This is a genomic window from Rhizobium centroccidentale, from assembly GCF_030182565.1.
In the GTDB taxonomy this organism is placed as follows: Bacteria; Pseudomonadota; Alphaproteobacteria; order Rhizobiales; family Rhizobiaceae; genus Rhizobium.
This window is the reverse complement of sequence record NZ_JAQJCG010000011.1, coordinates 78,423-96,887: the sequence shown is the minus strand read 5'-3', so window position 1 is coordinate 96,887 and position 18,465 is coordinate 78,423. Positions and strand designations below refer to the sequence as shown.

Annotated in this window: 17 protein-coding genes; 2 read left to right on the top strand and 15 right to left on the bottom strand. The window is 59.2% G+C overall.

The window, feature by feature from the left end:
- Positions 1-266: 266 nt before the first annotated feature.
- Both PH562_RS16220 and PH562_RS16215 read left to right on the top strand, forming a co-directional pair.
- On the top strand, positions 267-863 hold the full coding sequence (locus PH562_RS16220) for a hypothetical protein (protein ID WP_113233055.1): 597 nt from the start codon (positions 267-269) through the stop codon (positions 861-863).
- Positions 864-938: 75 nt separating this feature from the next.
- A complete protein-coding gene (locus PH562_RS16215) occupies positions 939-1,406 on the top strand; it encodes a DUF5680 domain-containing protein (protein WP_113233033.1) in 468 nt (155 codons plus the stop codon).
- An 8-nt stretch (positions 1,407-1,414) separates the two neighbouring features.
- Here PH562_RS16215 and PH562_RS16210 read toward each other — a convergent pair whose 3' ends face one another.
- From PH562_RS16210 to nuoG, 15 genes are all read right to left on the bottom strand, one after another.
- Positions 1,415-2,098, bottom strand: coding sequence for an ABC transporter ATP-binding protein (locus tag PH562_RS16210; protein ID WP_285174145.1), 684 nt, complete (start codon positions 2,096-2,098; stop codon positions 1,415-1,417).
- A 14-nt stretch (positions 2,099-2,112) separates the two neighbouring features.
- Positions 2,113-3,423 (bottom strand): lipoprotein-releasing ABC transporter permease subunit, encoded by a 1,311-nt coding sequence (locus PH562_RS16205; RefSeq protein ID WP_285174144.1) that lies wholly within the window; start codon positions 3,421-3,423, stop codon positions 2,113-2,115.
- A 26-nt stretch (positions 3,424-3,449) separates the two neighbouring features.
- The gene (gene proS, locus PH562_RS16200) at positions 3,450-4,772 is read right to left on the bottom strand and encodes a proline--tRNA ligase (protein WP_285174143.1); all 1,323 of its coding nucleotides are present in this window, start codon (positions 4,770-4,772) and stop codon (positions 3,450-3,452) included.
- Positions 4,773-5,394: 622 nt separating this feature from the next.
- Positions 5,395-5,670, bottom strand: coding sequence for a DUF1467 family protein (locus PH562_RS16195; protein WP_113233037.1), 276 nt, complete (start codon positions 5,668-5,670; stop codon positions 5,395-5,397).
- Positions 5,671-5,819: 149 nt separating this feature from the next.
- Positions 5,820-6,224 (bottom strand): methylmalonyl-CoA epimerase, encoded by a 405-nt coding sequence (gene mce / locus PH562_RS16190; protein WP_113233038.1) that lies wholly within the window; start codon positions 6,222-6,224, stop codon positions 5,820-5,822.
- Positions 6,225-6,248: 24 nt separating this feature from the next.
- A complete protein-coding gene (locus PH562_RS16185) occupies positions 6,249-7,922 on the bottom strand; it encodes a ribonuclease J (RefSeq protein WP_285174142.1) in 1,674 nt (557 codons plus the stop codon).
- 14 nt (positions 7,923-7,936) lie between these two features.
- Positions 7,937-8,701, bottom strand: coding sequence for a biotin--[acetyl-CoA-carboxylase] ligase (locus PH562_RS16180; protein WP_285174141.1), 765 nt, complete (start codon positions 8,699-8,701; stop codon positions 7,937-7,939).
- A complete protein-coding gene (gene nuoN / locus PH562_RS16175) occupies positions 8,701-10,143 on the bottom strand; it encodes an NADH-quinone oxidoreductase subunit NuoN (protein ID WP_285174140.1) in 1,443 nt (480 codons plus the stop codon). The genes PH562_RS16180 and nuoN overlap by 1 nt, the downstream gene beginning before the upstream one ends.
- 18 nt (positions 10,144-10,161) lie before the next feature.
- On the bottom strand, positions 10,162-11,673 hold the full coding sequence (locus PH562_RS16170) for an NADH-quinone oxidoreductase subunit M (RefSeq protein WP_285174139.1): 1,512 nt from the start codon (positions 11,671-11,673) through the stop codon (positions 10,162-10,164).
- A complete protein-coding gene (gene nuoL, locus PH562_RS16165; protein ID WP_015339515.1) occupies positions 11,673-13,667 on the bottom strand; it encodes an NADH-quinone oxidoreductase subunit L in 1,995 nt (664 codons plus the stop codon). The genes PH562_RS16170 and nuoL overlap by 1 nt, the downstream gene beginning before the upstream one ends.
- 7 nt (positions 13,668-13,674) lie before the next feature.
- The gene (gene nuoK, locus PH562_RS16160; RefSeq protein WP_007689961.1) at positions 13,675-13,983 is read right to left on the bottom strand and encodes an NADH-quinone oxidoreductase subunit NuoK; all 309 of its coding nucleotides are present in this window, start codon (positions 13,981-13,983) and stop codon (positions 13,675-13,677) included.
- A 31-nt stretch (positions 13,984-14,014) separates the two neighbouring features.
- A complete protein-coding gene (locus PH562_RS16155; protein ID WP_285174138.1) occupies positions 14,015-14,629 on the bottom strand; it encodes an NADH-quinone oxidoreductase subunit J in 615 nt (204 codons plus the stop codon).
- Positions 14,630-14,778: 149 nt separating this feature from the next.
- Complete coding sequence (gene nuoI, locus PH562_RS16150) at positions 14,779-15,270, bottom strand: NADH-quinone oxidoreductase subunit NuoI (RefSeq protein ID WP_113233043.1); 492 nt, start codon at positions 15,268-15,270, stop codon at positions 14,779-14,781.
- Positions 15,271-15,310: 40 nt separating this feature from the next.
- Positions 15,311-16,354 carry an NADH-quinone oxidoreductase subunit NuoH gene (gene nuoH, locus PH562_RS16145; RefSeq protein WP_034507519.1) on the bottom strand — a complete coding sequence of 348 codons (1,044 nt, stop codon included), beginning with the start codon at positions 16,352-16,354 and terminating at the stop codon, positions 15,311-15,313.
- Positions 16,355-16,366: 12 nt separating this feature from the next.
- Positions 16,367-18,448, bottom strand: a complete 2,082-nt coding sequence (gene nuoG / locus PH562_RS16140; protein ID WP_285174137.1) for an NADH-quinone oxidoreductase subunit NuoG — start codon at positions 18,446-18,448, stop codon at positions 16,367-16,369.
- Positions 18,449-18,465: the final 17 nt, after the last annotated feature.

Below are 18,465 nucleotides of genomic sequence, written 5' to 3'. Positions count from 1 at the left end.
AACAGCATGTGCAAACGGGGGATAAAATTTACATTGCCATCATGATGAGGGAAAAGCTGGCAACGAACATGACGATGGAAGTGAATGCTGCAACGTCTCGAATAATGTCGGTCATTTAGGCGCTCCTTACTCGTTATGTTTCTTTTTTGTTCTATTTTTGTTCGAGAGTCAATAGATGGATCAAGAAATTTCATCAGGCGACTTTTTAGCCTGCAATGGACGCCGGCGCGGCCGGGCGCTATGCAAAGGCAAACCGGGAGATCACGATGAAGTCACTTGGCTGCGCTCTCATTCTTCTTTTGACCGCAATCGCGGCTCGCGCCGAAGAGACCATTGCTTCCGACCGCATCATTGACGCGGCGATCGGCGATTGGAACAAGGACGGTAAGCCGGACCTTGCGTTACTGGTGACGATGCCGCCGAATGACCATGCCGATTATGAGATCGGGATCTATATCTATCTCCGCGACAAGGAACATGAGCTGCTCAAGTTGGCCGCCGCCGCCCCTGATAAGGTATGGGGCCGCGCTGAGCCTGATGGCATCTACGGCCAGGAACCATCGATCGCCGCACTGCCGAACGGTTCAATCGCGATCACCTCGCAGAACGATGCTATCGGGCGCGACCGATGGCATCAAACGCTGACGCTCGCCTACCGCAACAGCGCATTTTTGGTTGCCGGCTATGGCTACGATTTTCGTGACAACCTCGAAGCCGGTAACAGCTATAGCTGCGATTACAACGTTCTGACCGGCAGGGTAACCAAGGACGACAAGACGCTGAAGGCCGATGCCAAGACCGTCAGTATACAGGACTGGCAGGATGATATCGGTCAGAAGGCCTGCGAAAGCAGCCATCGCTAGCATATGTTCTCTTTTTGTTCTTTACAAATTTCGCGTTAAATGGCATCTTGGCCGCTCACCAAAATGGAGAGGGTCATGCCGGATCTTGCCGAGCTGAACGATTTTATTGTCGCCGCCAAAGCCGAGACCTATGTCGGTGACGGCGAGAGGCTGCCGTCATGCCGAAGCGGCTCGCATGACATCGGTTATACGAGCGACCGCTGGCGCTATCTCGACAGCTATTTCGGCGGCACAGATTTCGCGGGGCAGGAACTCGTCTGGCATGACGACCAGCCGGTATGGGCCATGAACTATTTCGGCCATATCGTTGAGCCCGATCTGATCGACGGAACGCGCGCCGGCATGGTCATCAAGGCTGCACTTCTGCGCCTCTATCAGGATGAAAAACGCTTTTTAGGCGGCTTCGAATTCGAACATGTCTACGGCCGCTATATCGACCGCAGCACCGGATCATGCGACCACTTTATCGGGCACGAAGCCATCATGGTGAAAGAGCACAAAGCCTATGAGCTGGATTATCGCGGTGGCCTGATCGTTCCATGACGGGGCGATCAGACTTCGACCACCTTGCCTTCGCTCAAGGTGACACGGCGATCCATGCGGGCGGCGAGTTCGTGATTGTGCGTGGCGATCAATGCTGCGAGGCCTGACTGACGCACCAGTGCTTCCAGCGCATCGAAGACGTAATGCGCCGTTGCCGGGTCGAGGTTGCCCGTGGGCTCATCCGCCAGCAGCACCAGCGGCGCATTGGCGACGGCACGGGCGATTGCGACGCGCTGCTGCTCGCCGCCGGAGAGCTCGGCGGGACGGTGATCGGCGCGATGGCCGATGCGCATGTAGTCGAGAAGCTGAGCAGCGCGCTCGCTCGCATCTTTACGGGAGAGCCCGGAAATGAGCTGCGGCATCATGATATTCTCAAGCGCCGAGAATTCCGGAAGCAGGTGGTGGAACTGATAGACGAAGCCGATCTCGCTGCGGCGCACGGCTGTACGCCTGTCGTCGGATAAGCCTTCGCAGGCCTGACCGTTGACGAGCACTTCGCCTCCATCCGGATGCTCCAGCAGCCCCGCCACATGCAGAAGCGTCGATTTACCCGTGCCTGACGGCGCGACGAGCGCAACGATCTCGCCGCTGTGCAGGGTGAAATCCGCCCCCTTCAAGATCGACAGGCTCGTCTCTCCCTGCCCGTAATGACGCTCCACGCCAGAGAGCTGGAGAACGACGTTGCGTTTCATCAAATGAAATATCCTTATTCGTAGCGCAGCGCCTGCACCGGATCGAGCCGCGAGGCTCGCCAGGCCGGAAAGATGGTGGCAAGGAAGGACAGGGTGAGCGCCATTACGATGACGGAGATGGTCTCACTGAGATTCATCTGGGCCGGCAATTTGCTGAGGAAATAAACCTCCGGATTGAAAATCACGGTGCCGGAAATCCAGGAGAAGAACTGGCGTATGGATTCGATATTGAGGCAAACCAGAACGCCGAGGATGACGCCGGCGAGCGTTCCGACGACGCCGATCGCCGCGCCTGTCATGAAAAAGATGCGCATGATCGCGCCCGATGTCGCGCCCATGGTGCGAAGGATGGCAATATCGCTGCCCTTGTCCTTCACCAGCATGATCAGGCCGGAAATGATGTTCAGCGCGGCGACGAGAACGATCAGCGTCAGGATCATGAACATCGTGTTGCGCTCGACCTGCAGGGCCGAGAAGAACGTGGCGTTGACCTGCCGCCAGTCCGTCAGGAAGATCTGCCGGCCAGCCGCCTCTTCGATCTTCGGGCGCAGCTGATCGACGTCATCCGGATTGGTGATGAAGAGCTCGATCTTCTCGACAATGCCTTCAGCATTGAAGAAAACCTGCGCTTCTTCGAGCGGCATGAAGACGACGGAGGAATCATATTCCGACATGCCGACTTCGAAGATACCGGAGATCGTATAGGCTTTGACGCGCGGGTTGACACCAAAGGGCGTGACGTCGCCATCCGGCGCCGTGAGCGTGATCTGATCGCCGACCGTCAGACCCAATTGCCGGGCCAGCCGACTGCCGACAAGAACACCCTGTCCCGAAGCGAAGCCGACTATATCTCCGGAAACGACGTGATCCGAGACCGATTTGAGCTTGGTCAGATCTTCCGCGCGGATGCCGCGCACCAATGCACCGGTGCCGGAGCCGCCGCGACCGGAGGCGAGCGTTTCGCCCTCCACGAGCGGCAAGGCCATCGTGACGCCGGGAACTGCTGAAAATTTCTTCGCCAGATCGGCATAGTCGTTCAATGGCGAATCAATCGGCTGAACAACGACATGACCGTTGAAGCCGAGAATCTGCTTGAAGAGTTCGGCACGGAACCCATTCATCACGGCCATGACAATGATCAGCGCCGCAACGCCGAGCATGATGCCAACCAGAGAGAAGCCGGCGATCACCGAAATCGAAGCTTCCTTGCGTCGGGAGCGCAGATAGCGCCAGGCCACAAGCCGTTCGAAACCGGAAAACGGGCGAGACGATGGGCCGGCCTTGAACGAATTTTCCTGCTGTTCTACTGCCGCGCTCACCGCCATTCGCCTTTCATCCTTTGTATCGTCAATCAGCCTGCCAGCCGATTGATCGCTGCCTCGACCGTCATCGTCTCCCGAGCACCGGTCTTACGGTCCTTGACTTCCACTTCGCCGGCCGCGATCGAACGCGGCCCGACGATGATCTGCATGGGCACGCCGATCAGATCGGCGGTCGCGAACTTCGTTCCGGCGCGCTCGTCGCGATCGTCATACAGCACGTCCTTGCCAGCCTTCGACAGCGCGGCATAGACTGTTTCGCAAGCCTCGTCGCAGGCCTGATCGCCAGCCTTCATGTTGATCACAACGACGTCAAAAGGCGCGACCGAAGCCGGCCAGATGATTCCGTTCTCATCATGCGATGCTTCGATGATGGCGGGAACAAGGCGTGTCGGGCCGATACCGTAAGATCCCATGTGGACAGCATGTTCCTTGCCGTCCGGACCCTGTACCTTGGCACCCATCGGCTCGGAATATTTCGTGCCGAAATAGAAGATGTGGCCGACCTCGATGCCGCGCGCCGACAGGCGTTCACCTTCGGGGATCGCGTTGAAGGCGGCTTCGTCATGCATTTCCGAGGTGGCGGCGTAGACCGAGGTCCACTTGTCGAAAATCCTCTTCAGGCCGGCGACATCATCGAAATTGGTGTCTTCGCCGGGAATGTCGAAATTGACGAAATCCTTGTGGCAGAAAACTTCCGACTCGCCGGTGTCGGCGAGAATGATGAATTCGTGGCTGAGATTGCCACCGATCGGGCCGGTATCCGCGCGCATCGGGATTGCCCTCAGGCCGAGGCGATTGAAGGTGCGCAGATAGGCGGCGAACATCTTGTTATAAGAGTGCACGGCACCTTCTTGCGTCAGATCGAAGGAATAGGCATCCTTCATCATGAATTCGCGCGAGCGCATGGTCCCGAAACGCGGACGAATCTCGTCACGGAACTTCAGCTGGATATGATAGAGGTTCAGCGGCAGATCCTTGTAGGACTTGATGTAGGACCGGAAGATGTCGGTGATCATTTCCTCGTTGGTCGGGCCATAGAGCATGGGCCGATCCTGCCGATCCTTGATGCGCAGCATCTCCTTGCCGTAGGCGTCATAACGGCCGCTTTCCTGCCAGAGCTCAGCCGATTGCAGCGTCGGCATCGACAGCTCGATGGCGCCGGAGCGGTTCTGCTCTTCGCGGATGATCTTGTTGACCTTGTCCAGCACGCGCTTGCCCAATGGCAGCCAGGAATAGATGCCCTGCGACTGCTGCCGGATCATGCCGGTGCGCAGCATGAGCCGATGGGAAACAATTTCAGCCTCCTTGGGATTTTCCTTCAGGATGGGCATGAAGTAACGAGACAGACGCATGACGCTTGTTCCAGATGGTTTGACGTTCCGCTCGCGGCGGAATCGTTAGCAAATTATGTACTGGAGGCAGTTCATAACTGCTTCGGCGCAGGAAGGAAACCCGCATTCTTCAATAGAAGAATTTGATAAAAGCCTGAGAATACAGGGGATAGAGACTATTTTCGATGTTTCGAAAAAGCGCACGTTTATAAGGATTTACGACGGAAATTCGCCAACAGAAAAATTCTGCGCGACTGTAGCAAAAAAGCAAAAAAAAGGATGACAAAGCTCAATGTTTGAGCTAATTTTAGCTCACAAAAGAGGCAGGAAGGCTAAATTCTTGTCGTTTCGCGGTCAAGTCTTGGGAGGATCAGATCTTAGGCGCGCTCGTTCGCTGCCCCGGTAACGGATAAGGATCACGCGATACTTTAAAACAAGGCTTATAGCCTTGTTTTTTTTTGCTTTCTCAGCTCAGCCTCGACCGTCTACGGATTTGCCCGGAACACTCGGCTCATGCTTCTGCTGAAATAATATACACAGACTGTAAATTCTTTGCGCCACGCTCATGACAAGCGTGTGAAGAATTGATGGCGATCACAAGGCGCCCGCATTCCAGGCACCTTTAATCTACAGTTTTCATAGATCACTTGTAGCTTGGAACGATCTGCGGAATGGAATCTATACTCAGCCCGAAATAACGCGAGGCGATATACCAGGCGCCATAAATAAGGGCCGATGCCAGCGTCGTAACGAGCACGACCCTCCACGCACGAAATTTCGTCGGCGCGCTTTCGACCGTACCCAGGATGACATGCTCATCCTCGGCCTGAGTGCGCAGGCCAAAGGGTAGGACGGCGAAAAGCGTAATCCACCAGATGACGAAATAGACGGCGAAACCGGCGGCAATCTGCTGTGCCATTGTGCTCCCTTCGAGACGAGCCTGCTCGCCCCCTCCTCTTCCAAACTGCTTATAGGGGCAAAGCAGTCACCTTTCAAAGCGCCGATCAGCGCACTTAAAGCAGATTCAGATTTTAGACCAGTTCCGCCAAAAATCATCCGGCTCTGATGTCACACCTGCTCAAGCTCGATAAGCGTGCCGAAGAAATCCTTCGGATGCAGGAAGAGCACGGGCTTGCCATGCGCGCCGATCTTCGGCTCGCCGTTACCAAGCACGCGCGCGCCCCCGGCAGCCAGCTGATCGCGAGCCACAAGGATATCCGCGACTTCGTAACAGATATGGTGCATGCCGCCATCCGGGTTCTTGGCGAGGAAGGAGGCGATGGGCGAAGCTTCGCCCAAGGGCTCGAGCAGCTCGACCTTGCTGTTCGGCAGCTCGACGAAAACGACGGTTACGCCGTGTTCCGGCAACGCCTGAGGCGCAGATACAGTTGCGCCAAGCATTTCACGATAGGCTCGGGAAGCCACGGCGATATCGGGAACGGCGATCGCGATGTGATTGATGCGTCCCAACATGGCTCTCTCCTCCTCGATCAGATCTCAGCTGCCGGTGCGCGTGACGAATACGGTCACCATCGGCTTCTTGCCCCAGCCCTGATTGGCAGCGGCGCGCACTGCTCGGCGTACAGCCTCCTGCAGCATATTCAGATCCTTGCGGCGGGCGCGCGGAATGCTCTCGATGGCGCTGACGATGGCGTCGAAGAGCGTGTCCTCCATCTCCTCGCCTTCATCATCATAGGCCGGCAGGCCGATCGGCACGAGGTCGGGATCGCCGACGATATCATAACGGGCATCGAGCACGACGTTAACGGCGACATGGCCGACATAGGAAAGCTTCTTGCGCTCGCCGATGCCCATTTCGTCGAAATCGCCGATCAATATGCCATCCTTGAAGATGCGTCCATGCGGCGCCTCACCGATCACCTCGACGGGACCCGGTGCAAGGCGCACGACATCGCCATTGCGCACGCGCGGCACGGTGGCAATGCCGCTTTGCTCGGCCAGTTCCTTGTGCGCGGTCAGATGCGTCGCTTCGCCGTGCACGGGGATGACGACCTTCGGGCGCGTCCACTCGTACATCTTCTGCAATTCGTTGCGCCGGGGGTGGCCGGAGACATGCACAAGCGCTTCTGCGTCCGTCACCACATGCACGCCCTGTTCGATCAGGCCGTTCTTGATGTCCTGAATCGCTTTCTCATTGCCGGGAATGGCGCGCGAGGAAAAGACGACGATATCGCCAGCCGCCAATGCAACGTTGCGCATCTCGTCCCTGGAAAGCTTGGCAAGCGCTGCGCGCGGCTCGCCCTGGCTGCCGGTCAGGATCACCACGACCTTGTCGCGCGGGATATAGCCATATTCGTCTTCAGCGATGAAAGGCTTGATGCCTTCCATGATGCCGATATCGCGGGCGACGTCGACGACACGCTTCAGCGAGCTGCCGAGCAACAGTATTTCGCGACCTGCAGCCTCGGCGGCCTCGGCAATGGTGCGGATGCGGCCGACATTCGACGAGAAAGTGGTGATTGCCACCCTGCCCTCGGCATCCTCGATGATCTTGCGCAGGCTTTCCGACACATCCTTTTCCGAAGGCGAAACGCCGTCGCGCAGCGCGTTGGTGGAATCGCACATCAGCGCCAAAACGCCTTCTTCGCCGAGCTGGCGGAAGCGGGCCTCGTCGGTCAGCGGCCCAAGCGACGGCTCGTGATCGATCTTCCAGTCACCGGTATGAACGACATTGCCGAGCGGCGTGCGGATCATCAACGACATCGGCTCGGGGATCGAGTGGTTGACAGCCACGCCTTCGATCTCGAAGGGGCCGACATTGATGCGGTCGCCGGCCTTGAACAGCGTCACCGGGATCTCGCCCATCGATTTCTCGTAATCGCGCTTGGCTTCGAGAAGGCCCGCGGTGAAGGCGGAGGCGTAGATCGGAACGTTCAGCCCGGGCCAAAGATCATTCAGCGCGCCGTAGTGATCCTCGTGCGCGTGGGTGATGATGATGCCCTTGAGGTTCTTGCGTTCCTTGGCGAGGAAACGGATATCCGGCAGAACGAGATCGACACCCGGCAGATCCGGCCCTGGGAAGGTGACGCCGCAATCGACCATGATCCATTGGCGCTGCTCCGCCGGACCGTAGCCGTAGAGCGCGAGGTTCATGCCGATTTCGCCGACGCCGCCGAGTGGCAGAAACACTAGTTCGTCTTGTTTCGCCATGTGATCCCCAACCATTATCTAAAGAAAACGTCGCCCGCCGCGATCGGCATGATCCTGCCGTCCTCGGTTTCGAGCATCAACAAGCCATTATCATCGATTCCCGAGAAATGGCCCAAAATCGAGCGATCCGGCAAGTTTACCGTGATCTTTTCCCCGATGCCGCACGCAAATTCACGCCAGCGCGCGGTGATTTCCCGAACGCCCTTGCCGCGGCTCCAGACGTCGAGTGCCTCCGACATCGCGGCATAGAGATGGGCAAACAACTCCTCCGGCGACACCATGGAACCCTGCTGTCTCAGGCATGTGACGGGATACATCGGATTGTCAGGCACGACGGCAATGTTGATGCCGATGCCGATGACAAGCGCATACCGGCCATCCGGCAGCGCCTCGCCCTCGATCAGAATGCCGCAGGTCTTCTTGCGGCCGATCAGGATATCGTTCGGCCATTTGATCTCGACCGGCTCGGCGGCGAGCGGCAGCACGCCGCGTACCGCCTGATGCACGGCGACCGCGACCGCGAGCGGCAGAGAGCCGAGACGGTCCATGGGAGCGGGGTCGATCAGAAGGAGAGATGCGTAGAGATTGCCGGCTTCCGACGCCCAGGCGCGACCGCGGCGGCCGCGTCCACCCGTCTGGCGTTCGGCGGTCACCCAAAGATTTCCCGGGTCGCCTGCACGCGCCCGTTCGAGGCAGATGCTGTTTGTGGACGAGGTTTCCTGAAGAGCATCGTGCCGGAAGTCGGCGAGCGACTTCCGGTTATTCATGTCAGACGCCATCAAAACAGCGTCGCGGCGGCCAGATCGGCAGCACCACCGATTGCGCCGCCGAAGAAGACATAGGCGATGACGAACAGGCCGGAGAGACCGAAGACGAGGCGCAGCGAACCAGCGGTGCGTGCGAATTCATCCTTGGCTTCATCGAACCACATCACCTTGATGACGCGCAGATAGTAGTAAGCGCCGACGACCGAAGCCAGAACGCCGATGATGGCGAGCGCATAGAGATGCGCCTGGATGGCAGCGACGAAGACGAAATACTTTCCGAAGAAGCCTGCGAGCGGCGGAATGCCGGCCAGCGAGAACATCAGCGCCGTCAGGACGACCGCCATGAAAGGATTGGTCGTCGAAAGGCCGGCGAGATCGTCGATGTTTTCGACCTGACGGCCATCCTTGCGGCGCATCGCCATGATGATGGCGAAGGAGCCGAGCGTCATGACCATGTAGATGACCATATAGAGCATGACGCCGGAGACGCCCGTCTTGGTGCCGGCGGCGAGGCCAACGAGCGCATAGCCCATGTGACCGATCGAGGAATAGGCCATCAGTCGCTTGAAGTTGCGCTGTCCGATCGCCGCGAACGAGCCGAGCAGCATCGAAGCGATAGAGATGAACACGATGATCTGCTGCCAATCGGCAAGCACCGGGTGGAACGCGGTGACGACGATGCGAGTGAGGATCGCCATGGCCGCAACCTTCGGCGCCCCCGCAAAGAAGGCGGTAACCGGCGTCGGAGCGCCTTCGTAGACATCCGGCGTCCACATGTGGAACGGTACGGCGGAGATCTTGAAGGCTAGACCGGCAAGCACGAAGACCAGACCGAAGACGAGACCGAGCGAGCGGGTCTCGGCGCTGAGCGCCGTCGCGATGGCTTCGAAGGTCGTGTGCCCGGTGAAGCCATAGACCAGCGACATACCGTAGAGCAGCATACCGGAGGACAGCGCACCGAGGACGAAATACTTCAGGCCGGCTTCGGTCGACTTCAGGCTGTCGCGGTTGATGGCGGCAACGACGTAAAGGGCCAGCGACTGCAGTTCCAGCGACAGGTAGAGCGAGATCAGGTCATGCGCCGAGATCATCAGCAGGATGCCGAGGGTCGCGAGCAAAAGGAGCACCGGGAACTCGAAGCGATCGAGCTGCTGCTCGCGCGCCTGGCCAATGCTGAGGAACATGGCGACGATCGAGCCGACCAGCGCGACGATCTTCATGAAGCGGGAGAAGCCGTCGGCAAGGTAGGCGCCGCCATAGGCGAGGCCCTCGCCCGGCACGAATATGATCCAGAGACCTGCCACCGCGAGGACCGCGATGGCAAGACCGGTGACTGTGGGGCCAGACCGCTCGCCCGAGAAGACGCCGATCATGAGCAACGCAAGTGCACCGACCGCGAGGATGAGCTCCGGAATGGAAAGATGCAGGCTTGCAAGAATTGTGTCAGCAGTCATGTCGAATAGGTCCCGTCATCAATTCATCGACAGCGCAACATTCTGCGCAGCGTGCAGGGCAGCGGTATAGTTGTTCACCAGCAGATCCACCGAAGCCGCCGTGGCATCGAAGATCGGAGCCGGATAGACACCGAAGAGGATCGTCAGCGCGATCAGCGGATAGAGGATCAGCTGTTCACGCGGCGACAGATCCAGAAGCTTCTTCAGGTTTTCCTTTTCCAGCGCACCGAAAATCACGCGGCGGTAGAGCCAGAGCGCATAAGCTGCCGACAGGATCACACCGGTCGCCGCAAAGAGCGCAACCCAGGTATTGGCGCGGAAGACGCCGATAAGGGTCAGGAATTCGCCGATGAAGCCGGAGGTACCGGGCAGACCAACGTTCGCCATGGTGAAGACCATCATGGCGACGGCATATTTCGGCATGTTGTTGACCAGACCGCCGTAAGCCGCGATTTCGCGGGTATGGGTGCGGTCATAGATCACGCCGACGCAAAGGAAGAGCGCGCCCGAGACGATGCCGTGCGACAGCATCTGGAAGATCGCACCCTGGACGCCCTGCTGGTTGGCCGCAAAGATACCCATCGTCACATAGCCCATGTGGGCGACCGACGAATAGGCGATCAGCTTCTTGATGTCGTCCTGCATCATCGCGACCAGCGAGGTGTAGATGATGGCGATGACCGAAAGGGCAAAAACGAGCGGCGCGAAGTATTCCGAAGCGTTCGGGAACATGCCGAGCGAGAAGCGGATGAGGCCGTAGCCGCCGAGCTTCAGGAGCACGCCTGCCAGGATGACCGAGCCTGCCGTCGGCGCCTGAACGTGCGCGTCGGGAAGCCAGGTATGAACAGGCCACATCGGCATCTTCACCGCGAAGGAGGCGAAGAAGGCGAGCCATAGCCAAGTCTGCAGCTGCGGCGGGAACTTGTAAGCGAGCAGCGTCGGGATGTCGGTCGTACCGGCCTGCCAGTACATCGCCATGATAGCGAGCAACATCAGCACCGAGCCGAGCAGCGTGTAGAGGAAGAACTTGTAGCTGGCGTAGACGCGATCCTTGCCGCCCCAGACGCCGATGATCAGGAACATCGGGATGAGGCCGGCTTCGAAGAAGACGTAGAACAGCACGATATCCAGCGACACGAACACGCCGACCATCATCGTCTCGAGGACGAGGAATGCGATCATGTAGTCCTTCAGACGCTTTTCGACCGAGAGCCAGCTCGCGAGCACGCAGAAGGGCATCAGGAAGGTCGACAGGATGACGAACAGCATGGAAATGCCGTCGACGCCCATGTGATAGCTGATGCCGCCCGTCAGCCACTCATGCTTTTCGACCAGCTGGAAGCCCGGATTGGCGTTGTCGAACCAGATCCAGACGAACAGCGACACGATGAAGGTGACGATGGTGGTCGCCAGCGAAATGTTCAGGACGTTCCGACGGCCATTGGCACCATTGTCCTGCGTAAACAGCAGGAGAACGACACCTACCAGCGGCAGGAATGTGACCGTTGAAAGAATGGGCCAATCGGTCATCAGAGGGAACTCCCGAGCATCATCCAGGTAACGAGGGCTGCGATACCGAGCAGCATCGCGAAGGCATAGTGATAGAGGTAGCCGGTCTGCAGGCGCACGACGCGGTTGGTGACATCGACGACGCGGGCGGCAATGCCGTTCGGGCCGATGGTGTCGATGACCCCGATATCGCCCTTCTTCCACAGGAAGCGGCCAAGCGCCTTGGCGGAGCGGACGAAGAGGAAGTCATAGAGTTCGTCGAAATACCACTTGTTCAGCAGGAACTCGTAGAGCACGCGCTGCTGCTGAGCGAGGCGACGCGGCGTTTCCGGCGACCGGATGTAGAAGTACCAGGCGGTGACGAGGCCGAGGAGCATGGCGATGAAGGGGCTGAGCTCAACCCAGACAGGCGCATGTTCCATTTCCTCGAGGATCTTGTTGTCCGGGAGCGTGAACAGCGCATGCTTCCAGAATTCCTCGTAGGCGTGGCCGACGAAGTCAGCGTTGAAATACATGCCGGCGGCAACAGCGCCGATCGCCAGCAGATAAAGCGGGATCAGCATGACGTTCGGCGATTCATGCACGTGGTGCATGACCTCGTGCGAAGCGCGCGGCTTGCCGAAGAAGGTCATGAAGATCAGGCGCCAGGAATAGAAGCTGGTGAACATCGCCGCGATAACCAGCAGCGTGAAGGCGAAGCCGGCAGCTGCATTGTGCGAAGCGAAGGCCGCCAGGATGATCGCATCCTTCGAGAGGAAGCCGGCGAAACCGATATGGGTCAGCGGAATGCCGACGCCGGTGATCGCCAGCGTGCCGATGACCATCATCCAGAAGGTCTTCTGGATATGCGGACGCAGGCCACCCATATGACGCATGTCCTGCTCGCCATCGACGGCGTGAATGACCGAGCCGGCGCAGAGGAAGAGCAGAGCCTTGAAGAAGGCGTGGGTGAAGAGATGGAAGATTGCAGCGCCATAAGCACCGACGCCGAGAGCGACGAACATGTAACCGAGCTGCGAACAGGTCGAGTAGGCGATGACGCGCTTGATGTCGTTCTGCACGAGGCCGACGGTCGCGGCGAAGAAGGCCGTAATCGCGCCGATGATGGTGACGAACGTCAGCGCATCCTGCGACAATTCGAAGATCGGCGACATGCGGGCGACGAGGAAGACTCCGGCGGTGACCATAGTTGCGGCATGGATGAGTGCGGAGACCGGCGTCGGGCCTTCCATGGCGTCCGGCAGCCAGGTGTGCAGCAGGAACTGCGCGGATTTACCCATCGCGCCCATGAACAGCAGCAGGCAGACGGCCGTCAGCGCGTGGCCACGATCGAGATGCATGCCAAGGAAATTGAGCACGATATCGGTCGGCTGGCCGCCCTGCCCGGAAGCGAAGCTCTGGGCATTGCCGAAGATGACATCGAAATTGATCGATCCGAAGAGGACGAAGACGCCGGCGATGCCGAGAACGAAGCCGAAGTCGCCGACACGGTTGACAATGAAGGCCTTCATCGCAGCGGCCGAAGCGGACGGCTTCTTGAACCAGAAGCCGATCAGCAGATAGGAGGCGAGACCGACGCCTTCCCAGCCGAAGAACATCTGGGCGAGGTTATCGGAGGTCACCAGCATCAGCATGGCGAAGGTGAAGAGCGAGAGATAGGCGAAGAAGCGCGGACGATGCGGATCGTGATGCATGTATCCGATCGAATAGACGTGAACTAGGGTCGAGACCGAGTTCACGACGATCAGCATCACCGAGGTCAGCGTGTCGACGCGCAGCGCCCAGGAAACGTCGATGCCGCCGGACTGGATCCAGCGCAGGACTTCAACCTTGATCGGGCCATCCGTATGGCCGAGCGCCACCGTGAAGAAGACGATCCAAGAGAGGACGGCCGCGATGATCATCAGGCCGGTGGTAACATATTCCGAAGCCTTGGCGCCGATCGCACGGCCGAAAAGGCCGGCTATGATCGCGCCAATCAGGGGAAGAAAGACGATAGCCTTATATAAAAACATAGCTTTATCAGCCCTTCATCACGTTGACGTCTTCGACCGCGATCGAGCCGCGGTTGCGATAGAAGACGACGAGAATTGCAAGACCGATCGCTGCTTCAGCCGCAGCGACGGTCAAAATGAACAGAGCGAAAACCTGGCCGACGATGTCGTTGAGGAACGACGAGAAGGCGACCATGTTGATATTGACCGCGAGCAATATGAGTTCGACCGACATCAGGATGATGATGACGTTCTTGCGGTTCAGAAAGATACCGAAGACGCCGAGCACGAAGAGGATGGCGCTGACCGTGAGGTAATGGGAAAGTCCGATGACCATGTTGTTGTTCCTTTGATCCTCGTGCCTCGCCTCAGACGCCCTGCCCCGGCTTGACCTTGACCACCTCGACGGCGGTCGCGGGCGTGCGGGCGACCTGTTGGGAAATGTTCTGGCGCTTGATGTGCGTGCGATGCTTCAGCGTCAGCACGATTGCGCCGATCATCGCGACCAGCAGAACGAGGCCAGCGATCTCGAAGAAATAAACGTAGTTGGTATAAAGCACGTCGCCGAGAGCGGCGGTGTTTGTCCGCTGCGTCACGGCCGGGATCGGCATGGCGACGGTCTTGGCAACGGTCGGCGAAATCACGCTGCCGCCGATCACCACGATAAGCTCGGCGGCGAGAATGACACCGATCAAAGCGCCGATGGGTGCGTATTCCAGAATGCCGGCCCTGAGCTCGGAGAAATCGATATCCAGCATCATGACGACGAAGAGGAAGAGAACCGCCACGGCGCCGACATAAACGACCAGCAGGATCATCGCCAGGAATTCAGCCCCCATCAGCAGGAAGAGGCCGGCCGCGTTGAAGAAAACCAGGATGAGGAACAGGACCGAATGGACCGGATTCCGCGCCGAGATGACCATGAACGCCGACGCCACAGCGACAAAGGCGAAGATATAGAAAAAAAGAGCCTGCAGACCCATGTTGGTGCCTTTTTCGTCTTCCCCCGGGCAGCGAGGTGTTTCCCCTGCCCGATGGGGCTCGGTCGGACCCATGTCCGGCAAAGCCCCGGTCTAGATTCAACCGCGACGGCAACGCTTGGCCGCCCGTCACGGCATATTCAAAATTCCGCTCAGCGGTACGGCGAATCGATCGCGATATTCTGCGCGATTTCGCGTTCCCAGCGGTCGCCATTGTCCAAAAGCCGCGCCTTGTCGAAGTAGAGCTCTTCGCGGGTCTCGGTGGCGAATTCGAAGTTCGGCCCTTCGACGATGGCGTCGACCGGGCAGGCTTCCTGGCAGAAGCCGCAATAGATGCACTTCACCATGTCGATGTCGTAACGCACCGTGCGGCGGGTGCCGTCGTTGCGGCGCGGCCCGGCCTCGATGGTGATGGCCTGGGCAGGACAGATGGCTTCACAGAGCTTGCAGGCGATGCAGCGCTCTTCGCCGTTCGGATAACGGCGCAGCGCGTGTTCGCCACGGAAGCGCGGGCTGACCGGCCCCTTTTCAAAGGGATAGTTGATCGTTGCCTTCTGCTTGAAGAAGTAACGCATCGACAAAAAGAATGCGCCGACAAATTCCTTGAGGAACAGCGAGCTGACGGCGTTGGAAATTCCGGCCATCTTCAACCTCCAAATCTGCTTGAAGCGAGGATCGACATCATCATGCCCATCCCGTCAGCTTCAGCACGAATGCAACGATAACGACCATCGCGAGCGACAGCGGCAGGAAAACCTTCCAGCCAAGGCGCATGAGCTGGTCGTAGCGGTAGCGCGGCACGAATGCCTTCACCATCGCGAACATGAAGAACACAAGGCACGACTTCAGCAGGAACCAGATGATGCCCGGAACCCAGTTCAGGATCCAGATATCGACCGGAGGCAGCCAGCCGCCGAGGAAGAGGATCGTCGTCAGCGAGCACATCAGGACGACGGCGGCATATTCGCCGAGCATGAACATCATGTAGGGCGAAGAGCCGTATTCGACCATGAAGCCGGCAACCAGTTCCGATTCCGCTTCCGGAAGATCGAAGGGCGGACGGTTCGTTTCAGCCAGAGCCGAAATGAAGAACACGATGAACATCGGGAAGAGCGACAGCCAGTGCCAGTCGAGGAACGAGGCCGGCAGGCCGAGCTTGGTGCCGAGGCCGGTCTGCTGCGAGAGCACGATATCCGTCAAGTTCAGCGAACCGACGCAGAGCAGCACGGTGACGATGACGAGGCCGATCGAGACTTCGTAGGACACCATCTGCGCGGCCGAGCGGAGCGCGCCGAGGAACGGGTACTTCGAGTTCGAAGCCCAACCGCCCATGATGATACCGTACACTTCAAGCGACGAGATCGCCAGAATGTAGAGGATGCCGACATTGATGTCTGCGACGACCCAGTTCTGCGCGACAGGCACGACGGCCCAGGTGGAGAGCGCCAGCACCACGGAAACCAGCGGGGCCAGCAGGAACACGGTCTTGTTGGCACCGGCCGGAATGATCGGCTCCTTGAACATGAACTTCAGCAAGTCGGCGAAGGACTGGAACAGGCCGAAGGGACCGACGACGTTCGGGCCGCGGCGTAGCTGGACGGCCGCCCAGATCTTGCGGTCGGCAAGCAGAATGTAAGCGATGAAGATCAGCAGGCAGACCAGGAGCAGCAGGGACTGGCCAATCATGATCAGCGCCGGCCAGAGATAGGTCGAAACGAATGAATCCATAGTCCTCTGCCCTTACTCTGCCGCAACGCGGAAATTGTTGCGGGCCAATGCCGAGCACTCGGCCATGACAGCCGATGCGCGCGTTATCGGGTTCGTCAAATAGAAGTCTTTGATCGGCGAAGCAAATGCCGATTTGCCCATCGCGCCGGCTTTTTTCGCAAGTGCGGCAATTTGGGCGCTATCGCCTTCGGCAATCTCGTCGATGCCGGCGAAATGGGGGAAGGCTGCATAGAGCTTCGCGCGCAATTCTCTCAGCGAATCAAAGGGAAGCTTCTTGCCGAGCACGTCGGAAAGGGCTCGGATGATCGCCCAGTCCTCGCGGGCGTCGCCCGGCGCGAAACCGGCGCGGTTGCCCATCTGGACGCGGCCTTCCGTGTTGACCCAAGTGCCCGACTTTTCGGTGTAGGCGGCTGCCGGAAGGATGACGTCGGCATTCTGTGCACCATTGTCGCCGTGCGAGCCGATATAAACAGTCAATTTCGCGCCCTTGCGGCTGAAGTCGAGCTCATCGGCGCCCAACAGGAAGAGGACGTCCATCGACGAGAGCATAGCAGCGGCATTGACGCCCTTTGCGCCCGGCACGAAGCCGAGATCAAGGCCGCCGACCCGCGCGGCTGCGGTGTGCAGCACGGCAAAACCGTTCCAGTCTTCCTTGACGACGCCAGCAGCGGCAGCGAGCTTAGCGGCATTTGCCAGAACCTCGGCACCCTCTTCGCGGATCAGGGCGCCCTGGCCGATGATGATCATCGGCTTCTGAGCATTCTTCAGCACGTCTGCGAAGCTGTGCGAGCCGCTGACGAGATCGGCCAGCGTATCTGGCCCAGCGCCGAGATAATCATAGGAGTAGCGAAGGTCGGCGGCTTCGCCGATTACGCCGATCGGGAACTTACCGCGGCGCCAGCGCTTACGGATGCGCGAGTTCAGCACGGCCGCTTCGAAGCGCGGATTGGCCCCGACGATCAGCAGCGCGTCGGCGGCTTCAATGCCCTGAATGGTCGGATTGAAGATGTAGCTTGCGCGGCCGAGCGACGGATCAAGCGCCGCCCCGTCCTGGCGACAGTCGAGATTTTCCGATCCGAGCGATTTCAGCAGTTCGCCAAGAGCGTACATTTCCTCGACCGAGGCAAGATCGCCGACGATCGCGCCGATCTTGTCGCCGCTGGTGGCGGAAACGGCCGACTTGATGGCTGCGAAAGCGTCGCTCCAGCTTGCCGGCTGCAGACGGCCGTCCTTGCGGACATAGGGCTTGTCGAGGCGCTGCGTCTTCAGGCCGTCCCAGATGAAGCGAGTCTTGTCGGAGATCCACTCTTCGTTGATCTGTTCGTTGACGCGGGGCAGAACGCGCATGACTTCGCGGCCGCGCGTGTCGACACGGATCGCCGAGCCAAGGGCGTCCATGACGTCGATCGATTCGGTTTTGTTCAGTTCCCACGGACGAGCCGTGAAGGCGAAGGGCTTCGAGGTCAGCGCGCCGACCGGGCAAAGGTCAACGACGTTGCCCTGCAGCTCGGAGGTCATTGCGTGCTCGAGATAGGTGGTGATTTCAGCATCTTCACCGCGGCCGATGAGGCCGAGTTCGGAAATGCCGGCAACTTCCGTCGTGAAGCGAACGCAGCGCGTGCAGTGGATGCAGCGGTTCATCACTGTCTTGACGAGCGGGCCGATATACTTGTCTTCGACGGCACGCTTATCTTCCTGATAACGCGAGCTGTCGATGCCGAAGGCCATGGCCTGATCCTGCAGGTCGCATTCGCCGCCCTGGTCGCAGATCGGGCAATCCAGCGGGTGGTTGATCAGCAGGAATTCCATCACGCCTTCGCGGGCCTTCTTGACCATCGGCGTGTTGGTGAAGACTTCCGGAAGCTCGCCATTCGGGCCGCCGCGAATATCGCGAACGCCCATGGCGCAGGATGCCTGCGGCTTCGGCGGTCCGCCCTTCACCTCTACGAGGCACATGCGGCAATTGCCGGCCACCGACAGTCGTTCATGGAAGCAGAAGCGCGGGACTTCGGCGCCGGCTTCCTCGCACGCCTGGATAAGCGTGTAGTGATCCGGAACTTCGATCTCTTTACCGTCAATCTTCAGTTTAGCCATCGTCCACTCAGTCCTAT

Coding starts and splice junctions, on each gene's coding strand:
- PH562_RS16220 (WP_113233055.1), top strand. CDS start 267: ATGAAGTCACTTGGCTGCGCTCTCATTCTTCTTTTGACCGCAATCGCG.
- PH562_RS16215 (WP_113233033.1), top strand. CDS start 939: ATGCCGGATCTTGCCGAGCTGAACGATTTTATTGTCGCCGCCAAAGCC.
- PH562_RS16210 (WP_285174145.1), bottom strand. CDS start 2,098: ATGAAACGCAACGTCGTTCTCCAGCTCTCTGGCGTGGAGCGTCATTAC.
- PH562_RS16205 (WP_285174144.1), bottom strand. CDS start 3,423: ATGGCGGTGAGCGCGGCAGTAGAACAGCAGGAAAATTCGTTCAAGGCC.
- proS (WP_285174143.1), bottom strand. CDS start 4,772: ATGCGTCTGTCTCGTTACTTCATGCCCATCCTGAAGGAAAATCCCAAG.
- PH562_RS16195 (WP_113233037.1), bottom strand. CDS start 5,670: ATGGCACAGCAGATTGCCGCCGGTTTCGCCGTCTATTTCGTCATCTGG.
- mce (WP_113233038.1), bottom strand. CDS start 6,224: ATGTTGGGACGCATCAATCACATCGCGATCGCCGTTCCCGATATCGCC.
- PH562_RS16185 (WP_285174142.1), bottom strand. CDS start 7,922: ATGGCGAAACAAGACGAACTAGTGTTTCTGCCACTCGGCGGCGTCGGC.
- PH562_RS16180 (WP_285174141.1), bottom strand. CDS start 8,701: ATGGCGTCTGACATGAATAACCGGAAGTCGCTCGCCGACTTCCGGCAC.
- nuoN (WP_285174140.1), bottom strand. CDS start 10,143: ATGACTGCTGACACAATTCTTGCAAGCCTGCATCTTTCCATTCCGGAG.
- PH562_RS16170 (WP_285174139.1), bottom strand. CDS start 11,673: ATGACCGATTGGCCCATTCTTTCAACGGTCACATTCCTGCCGCTGGTA.
- nuoL (WP_015339515.1), bottom strand. CDS start 13,667: ATGTTTTTATATAAGGCTATCGTCTTTCTTCCCCTGATTGGCGCGATC.
- nuoK (WP_007689961.1), bottom strand. CDS start 13,983: ATGGTCATCGGACTTTCCCATTACCTCACGGTCAGCGCCATCCTCTTC.
- PH562_RS16155 (WP_285174138.1), bottom strand. CDS start 14,629: ATGGGTCTGCAGGCTCTTTTTTTCTATATCTTCGCCTTTGTCGCTGTG.
- nuoI (WP_113233043.1), bottom strand. CDS start 15,270: ATGGCCGGAATTTCCAACGCCGTCAGCTCGCTGTTCCTCAAGGAATTT.
- nuoH (WP_034507519.1), bottom strand. CDS start 16,354: ATGGATTCATTCGTTTCGACCTATCTCTGGCCGGCGCTGATCATGATT.
- nuoG (WP_285174137.1), bottom strand. CDS start 18,448: ATGGCTAAACTGAAGATTGACGGTAAAGAGATCGAAGTTCCGGATCAC.